General features: G+C 61.7%; 4 protein-coding genes. 1 reads left to right on the top strand and 3 read right to left on the bottom strand.

Going from position 1 to position 3,879, the window contains the following annotated elements; genetic code table 11:
- Window positions 1-227, bottom strand: a 227-nt coding sequence (locus EOA60_RS22700; RefSeq protein WP_164899471.1) for a LacI family DNA-binding transcriptional regulator, incomplete at its 3' end; no start/stop codon positions are given.
- A 326-nt stretch (window positions 228-553) separates the two neighbouring features.
- The gene (locus EOA60_RS22705) at window positions 554-2,050 is read right to left on the bottom strand and encodes an NAD-dependent succinate-semialdehyde dehydrogenase (RefSeq protein ID WP_095824813.1); all 1,497 of its coding nucleotides are present in this window, start codon (window positions 2,048-2,050) and stop codon (window positions 554-556) included.
- A gap of 137 nt (window positions 2,051-2,187) precedes the next feature.
- Here EOA60_RS22705 and EOA60_RS22710 point away from each other — a divergent pair, with 137 nt between their 5' ends.
- On the top strand, window positions 2,188-2,862 hold the full coding sequence (locus EOA60_RS22710) for an FCD domain-containing protein (RefSeq protein ID WP_095783156.1): 675 nt from the start codon (window positions 2,188-2,190) through the stop codon (window positions 2,860-2,862).
- Window positions 2,863-3,047: 185 nt separating this feature from the next.
- Here the strand turns inward: EOA60_RS22710 and EOA60_RS22715 are convergent.
- Window positions 3,048-3,879 (bottom strand): FAD-binding oxidoreductase (locus EOA60_RS22715; protein ID WP_164899472.1); only part of this gene is annotated, 832 nt, incomplete at its 5' end.

Consider the following 3,879-nt stretch of genomic DNA (forward strand, 5'->3'; position numbering starts at 1 on the left):
GACAGGAAGGAGCGCTTGCGCAGCAGGCTCTGCGCCAGGTGGTTCGGCCGGAAGCCGAGACGCTGCGCCACCTCACGAATGCGCTCGCGCGTCTCGGCGGTCATCCGCCCCTGCCCGTTCAGGGCCTTCGACGCCGTCGCCACGCTGACGCCGGCCGCAGCCGCCACCTCGCGCAGCGTCACCGGCGGCTTGGCGGAAACTGGCGCTGGCTCGGCGTCGGAAGACATAGTTCGAGGCGCATCCCTAAGTTGGGAAAAGGTTTTCCCTCATCGTCCTGCGCGAAGATGACGGGTGAGGTCAGCAGGCGGGAGGCGATTTGGGAAAAGGTTTTCTCAAAGGGAGATTAGGGGAAGCGGGAGGGGTTGGCAAGGGGGGTCAGGAACTGCGACGCGGCTTTTCGCCTAATGGTTGACGTGCGCGAGGACATCTTAAGTTCCAGTCTCGAAGGACCGGATGGGCCCGCAAGCAGACTGTCGGTTTTCCAGAGGTAGCTAGCCTGATCTGCACGCCCGACATGCGGCGCAACTCGGTGGAGGAGCGCCTTTCGCCGGTATTACCAGTTGGTCGCGACGTATTTTGGTTGGAGATATTCAAGCAGGCCGTGATGCCCTCCCTCGCGGCCGAGCCCGCTTTGCTTCATCCCCCCGAACGGCGCTGCCGGGTCCGAAACTAGGCCACGATTGACGCCGACCATTCCACTTTCGATGCATTCGGCGACCCTCAGGGCGCGTCTGAGATCACTACTGTAGACGTAGGATATGAGGCCATACTCCGTGTCGTTCGCCAGCCGGACAGCCTCGTCTTCCGTATCGAAGGGCGTGACCGCTGCGACCGGCCCAAAGATCTCTTCCTTCGCGATGTCGGAATCGGGGGAAACGTCAGCTAGGACTGTCGGAGGATAGAAGAAGCCCTCGCCAGGCCGCGGTTTGCCGCCCGTTTCGATACGCGCCCCACGGGCAACGGCATCCTTCAGCAAGCGATCAACCTTCTCCACGGCCGTCGCGGTAATAAGGGGCCCGAGCTGGGTCGTCGCTTGGAGACCCGGCCCCACTGAAAGCGAGGACATTTCCTGGGTAAGCCGGCGGACAAAAGCGTCGTAAATGCCGCGTTGCACATAGAAGCGATTCGCCGCAGTGCAGGCTTCTCCGCCGTTGCGCATCTTGGCGACCATGGCGCCGGCCACGGCATCGTCCAGATCCGCATCATCGAACACGATGAAAGGAGCGTTGCCGCCGAGTTCCATGGAACAGCTGATGACCCGGTTGGCGGCCTCACGCAACAGGATGCGCCCAACGGCGGTCGAACCCGTGAATGACAGTTTGCGCACCCGACTGTCGTGCAGCATCGCGCTCACCACAGGCCCCGCGGCCGTGGTCGTCACGATGTTGACGGCACCTTCGGGCAAACCGGCTTCCATGAGGATCGCACCGATCGCCAACGCGGTCAGTGGAGTCTCAGCCGCCGGCTTCAGTACGCACGTGCAACCCGCCGCGAGCGCCGGGGCGATTTTGCGGGTCGCCATGGCCGCAGGGAAATTCCAGGGCGTGACGAGAACGGCGATGCCAATCGGCTGGTATTGAACCAGGATTCGGTTTGCACCGCCCGGCGCGTGGCCGATGTCGCCGAGAGTACGCACCCCCTCCTCGGCGTACCATCGGAAAAACTCCGCGGCATAGGTTACCTCTGCGCGAGCGTCCGGGAGGGCCTTGCCGTTCTCCAGAGATATCAGTTGCGCCAGCCATTCGGCACGATCGCGCATGAGCTGGTGGCAGCGCATCAGGATGTCCGATCGCCGGCGTGAGGGTGTTTGCCTCCACATCGTCGCAGAAGCCTCCGCAGCATCGATCGCCCGGATTCCGTCGGCGACTGCGCCGTCTGCGACAGACGCGATCGTGCGCCCGTTGGATGGATCGGCGACATTAAACCGATTGCTGCCGGTTGCACTTATCCATTTGCCGCCCACTAGCAGATCCACAGGAGCGCTTGCAATGATAGCCGCAGCATCCACGCAAAAAGGTTCGATATCCCTTGCTGTCTGACTCACACCCATCCTCTCGCGGCTTTAGAAAACTTGCGCAACCAGTCGGTTGATCGCTGGAACCAATATGAAATTGGTATTGCAACCGGTGTCAATATAGATCAAATTGGTTGCGGAGAAATCTGCCCGATTCGTTCTGGAGTGGCTGCATGACCGTCGTTTTGAGGGATTTCATCGAGGCGGCAGGATTGCAGCCAGGCGACCGGCTGCCACCCGAGCGCGATCTGGCCCTCAAGCTAGGTTTACCCCGCACGGCCCTCCGGCGCATGCTGGCTGAGATGGAGCAAGAGGGGCGCCTGCTTCGCCATGTCGGGCGTGGCACTTTCGTCGCCGAGCGAGGGGCAACTGCCAGCGCTCCGTATCGCGCACACGACGCCTCCCGGAAGGAACTGTGGACCTATCCCGCTGAGGTCTTCGAAGCACGATTAATCATCGAGCCGAAGGTGGCGGCGCTCGCGGCGTTGCGGGCGACCCCCTATGAAACTGAAGAGATGCACAAGGTCATCCAGCATGGCAGTACCGCCGCGACGCTGGCGGAGTTCGAGCGTTGGGACGCCGCGTTCCATCAACTGGTAGTGGTGGCGGCCCGCAATGGATTGCTGGCCTCGCTCTACGAAGGTATTCACTCGCTTCGGGCGGGGCGTCTTTGGGGGCGCATGAAAGAGCTGTCTCTGACGAAAGAGCGTATGCAGGAGTATACGGCTCATCATCGCGCGATCTTACAGGCGATCACTGACCGCGATGGTGGGCAGGCCGAACAAAGAATGCATAGCCATATCTTGACCGCGAGAGCCAACATACTCGGATCGGAGACAATGGGGTGAGTAGGCCTCATCGCCAAAATTTTGAGATTGCCGAACCGAGCGGAATGGCGCTTCGAACGCTAATCGCCTGTCGTTCTATTCAAGGCGGGGCATCTGACACTGTTTTCACGACGGACGCGGTGCGCGCCATCCAGACAAGATGAGGTTCCTGTACCCGGCGGGCCCGTCCCCAAGGAAGAGCAACGTTATCGCCTCTTTGCTTCGGGCTGGCGACGGCGCATCGCACGCTTATCCCGCCATTCGTAAAGGGAATAGACAAGCGGGATGAACCATGGCTTGCCGCGGTAAAACGGCACGGCCTTCGGAGCGGGGTCGAAATCGAAGGCGGACTGCGCCTTTTCGGTTTCGCCGAGGATCTTGAAGGCGGCCTTCTTGCCCAGCCAGCGGGCCCAGACCACTCCGGAGCCGCAGAAGCCGGTGGCGTAAACCGTATCACCCGAGGTGAAAATCCGAGGCACCATGTCGCGATGCATGGCGACCTGGCCAAACCAACTATGCGTCAGGCCGACGCCCCTCAGTTCGGGGAAAATTCGGCCAAGTTCGCTGCGCAAATGGGTGGTCGGCGCCAGCGCGTCACCCGCCGTGGTGCCGTCCCTGCCGCCGAAGAGGATGCGCGATCCGTCCGCCGAAGGGCGATAGTAATAGCTGAGCTGGCGCATATCGCCATACATCATGCGCTTCGGCATCAACCGGTCCATGACGCCTTCTGCCAATGGCTCGGTAGCGATGATGCGGCTGCGCACCGGCACAATACGGCGTCGCAGCCAAGGATCGAAGCCGTCGGTATAGGCATCCGTGCAGATCAGCACCTTCCTGGCGAGAACGTCACCGCGCGACGTTCTCACACGGACCCCGCCGGCCTCGGCGATGGTTCCCGTAACGGCTGTGTTCTCATGGATTACCGCTCCGGTTGCCATTGCCACCCGTATAATACCCGCAAGCAGCTTGGCCGGATGCAGGCCCCCGGTATCCATCCGCACGAATCCACCCGTGTAGAAATCCGTCCCGATATAGGTC

Source organism: Mesorhizobium sp. M1A.F.Ca.IN.020.06.1.1 (genome assembly GCF_004023265.1).
GTDB lineage: Bacteria > Pseudomonadota > Alphaproteobacteria > Rhizobiales > Rhizobiaceae > Mesorhizobium.

What these genes read in the sequence shown, in the direction of transcription:
- EOA60_RS22705 (WP_095824813.1), bottom strand. Translation starts at nt 2,050, where the DNA reads ATGGGTGTGAGTCAGACAGCAAGGGATATCGAACCTTTTTGCGTGGAT.
- EOA60_RS22710 (WP_095783156.1), top strand. Translation starts at nt 2,188, where the DNA reads ATGACCGTCGTTTTGAGGGATTTCATCGAGGCGGCAGGATTGCAGCCA.